Source organism: Protofrankia sp. CiP3, from assembly GCF_917627345.1.
In the GTDB taxonomy this organism is placed as follows: Bacteria; Actinomycetota; Actinomycetes; order Frankiales; family Frankiaceae; genus Protofrankia.
On record NZ_CAKJTM010000229.1, the window covers coordinates 1 to 2,807 of the forward strand.

3 protein-coding genes are annotated in these 2,807 nt (G+C 63.7%); all 3 read left to right on the forward strand.

Features of this window, described 5'->3' with window-relative positions; genetic code table 11:
• On the forward strand, positions 1-670 hold a 670-nt coding region (locus MJ797_RS26695; protein WP_239342506.1), incomplete at its 5' end, for a group II intron maturase-specific domain-containing protein.
• A gap of 191 nt (positions 671-861) precedes the next feature.
• Positions 862-2,250 carry a toll/interleukin-1 receptor domain-containing protein gene (locus tag MJ797_RS26700; RefSeq protein ID WP_239342508.1) on the forward strand — a complete coding sequence of 463 codons (1,389 nt, stop codon included), beginning with the start codon at positions 862-864 and terminating at the stop codon, positions 2,248-2,250.
• A 44-nt stretch (positions 2,251-2,294) separates the two neighbouring features.
• Positions 2,295-2,804: a hypothetical protein gene (locus MJ797_RS26705; protein WP_239342510.1), complete on the forward strand. Its 510-nt coding sequence runs from the start codon at positions 2,295-2,297 to the stop codon at positions 2,802-2,804.
• Positions 2,805-2,807: the final 3 nt, after the last annotated feature.

Here is a 2,807-nt window from a genome sequence, read left to right on the forward strand (position 1 = left end):
GTCATGCGGGGATCTGTGGGAGCCGGGGGCTGAGATGCCCCCGGCTACCCGACATGCCTTCGACGCCTGGATGGGGCGGGAGTTTCCGACCCTGCCGTTCGAGAGGTTTGCTGACGACGCGGTCGTGCACTGTGTCACCGAGAAGCAGGCCCGGTACGTGCGGGCCAAGCTGGCGGAGCGCATGAAGGAGGTCGGGCTGCGCCTGCATCCCGACAAAACCCGGATCGTCTACTGCCAGGACGAAAACCGATGTGAGGCGTATGGCAACACGTCGTTCTCGTTCCTCGGTTACACGTTCCGGGCGAGAGGTGCCCGCGGGAAGGACGGGCGGACGTTCTCCAGCTTCCAGCTGGCGGTGAGTCGGGACGCCCTCAAGAAGATGGGGGGAGTGGTCCGCCGGTGGCGGATCCACCTGCGCACGACCGATGACATTGCGACGCTCGCGGCGTGGCTGAATCCGGTCATTCGTGGCTGGGTGAACTACTACGGGGAGTTCTACCGCTCCGAGCTGTACCGCTTACTGCGACGCATCAACACCTACCTGGTGCGATGGGCCCGACGGAAGTTCAAACGTCTGAGGTCGTTCAAGAAGGCCAAACGCTGGTGGAATGGGCTGATTTGTAAACAGCCTCGCCTGTTCGCCCACTGGGCGTGGTGCACCAGTTTCTGACGGACTGGGTGGGACGAGCGCAGTAACGGGAAACTGTTACGCTGCGTTCTGTGGGAGCCCGGGGGTGAAATTCCCCCGGGCTACCCGGCGAAACCTCTATGCTCCACAGGTCTTGCACATCCAGGGCGGAGGCGACATTCCGGAAGTATGGCAACAGGCACCTAACTTCCGCAACGGAACGCTGCTGTGTCATGCTCGGGCGCGTGCAGTACCATCCGGACGCAGGTCCGCAGCTCACCCGTTGGGACTTTTTCTTGTCCTATGGGGGGTCTTCCATCGACCAGAGGTGGGCAGAGTGGATTGCCTGGGTTCTGGAGGAAGCCGGCTACCGCGTGCTCGTGCCAGCATGGGACGAGGTTCCGGGCACAAGCTGGGCTGGCCTCGCAGACGAGGGAGTACGGCGTGGCGGGCACCTAATCGCGGTGCTATCGTCGACCTTCCTGGAGTCCGAGCACGCCACCGCTATCTGGCGGGCCGTGTGGGCCTCGGACCAGTTGTCCTCGGCGCGCCGCATCATCCCGGTGCGTGTTGAACCAAGGGCCTTTAGTGGACTGTTGGCAGACCGCGTCGCCATCGATCTGACCGCCCCAGCCCGAAGGTCCGACGAGGCGCAGGCAGGCAAACTATTACTCGCCGGTGTCGAAGCGGCTCGGACCGGCCGGAACCGGCCGACGGCGCTGGTTCCGATGCCTGAGCGTACGGTGCGGCGGCGACCGCGTCTTCCAACGATCTCGTCGCTTCTCGGCACAGGCAGAAGCTCCGGAGAGCCCCCCGACCTCCTGACTCAGCGTCGCTGGGTCGCCAAGATTACCGCCGACTACGAGCAGGCAGTTGCGGCGAAGGAAATTCCTGGCGACCGCAAGCAACGACGCCAGGACCACAGAGAACTCGAGCAACTCGCGCGGACGCTGGACGGCTCACCGGACGGAGCCGGGAAGAAGGTGCTACGCGGCCTGCTGGCCAGCGGTGTCGTCACCTACTGCCCACACCTTGGAGAGCTACCGGACGACAGTCTTCCCGAACAAGTGGGCCTCGACCTCGCCTACTTCGCCCTATGGCCGCTCATCACGGCCAGGAAGCTCCCGAAGGACTGGGCCGACGACCTCGCGGAGATCTCCTCGCCGAGCTTGGCATCGCTCGTCGAAGCAGTGAGGAGCGCAACTGCGCGCGGAGTCAAGATCGGGACCGACGATTTCCAGCGCCTGCTCGCCCAGACACCCGTCGCCTTCGGCATCCTGAACATGCTCCAGGATCTCAACGACCCGGCGCGTGGCGCTGCGGCGCTGCTCGCGGTTGCGAAGGCCGGCAGCCGCTCGGAACCACCGCGCGGCGCCGGAGCCAAGATAATGGTGACATGGCTGGCCCTCGCAGCGAGCGCGGGCGCCGCCGGACCGTTCGGAGTGGATGCCGAGCGTCATGCATCCGGACTCGCCGACGGGTTGTGGGACTGGTTGACCGATCATCACAGTGGAGCCGGCTATGGTGGCAGCTCCGAATTCGATCCATTCGGCGGCTCAGGGGACCGCCACACCAGCGCTCTTGACCAGCTCGTCGAGGGACTGTTCCACGATATCTTTTAACTTCGAGAGCCCGGGCTCTGTCTCGGTATACACACGGGGGCGTCATGCACCACATCCTCTACTGGGCACTCGGCCTTGCTGGGTCCGCGATCGTGCTGGGGATTGCGTCACTGGTCCTGAACGCCGTTCTGCTGATCTTCAAAATCGGTAATGTCAAGACCGCGGCCTTCGACCGGAAGGTCGCCAAGGTGGTGGGCGGACTACCCAGAGGGATTCTGCTGGTATGCAATGGGAAGAAGGTCGGCATGCTGTCCTATGACCAGGCGACGAAGTCCGAGAAGATCTTTCCACTGTATACCGGAGAAGTGACCTGGAAAGGGGGGCCGAGGCTAGCCACCAAGGTCGTCAGAATAGCCGAGCGCCGGGCGCGAACCCGGTTCGCCGTTTTCGGGCTCGTCTTCCTGCCCTGCTGCGTCGGATCAGTGGTGCTCGCCATCGTCGTGCACCCGGCCTTTCTCATCCTTCTCGCTGTTCTAGTCTTCCACCAATTCGTTCCGTTCTCCATCTGGTGCTATCCGGGTCTCGAGCTCGGCGAGTTGGTCCATGACAACTGAATA

Coding starts and splice junctions, on each gene's coding strand:
- MJ797_RS26700 (WP_239342508.1), top strand. CDS start 862: ATGCTCGGGCGCGTGCAGTACCATCCGGACGCAGGTCCGCAGCTCACC.
- MJ797_RS26705 (WP_239342510.1), top strand. CDS start 2,295: ATGCACCACATCCTCTACTGGGCACTCGGCCTTGCTGGGTCCGCGATC.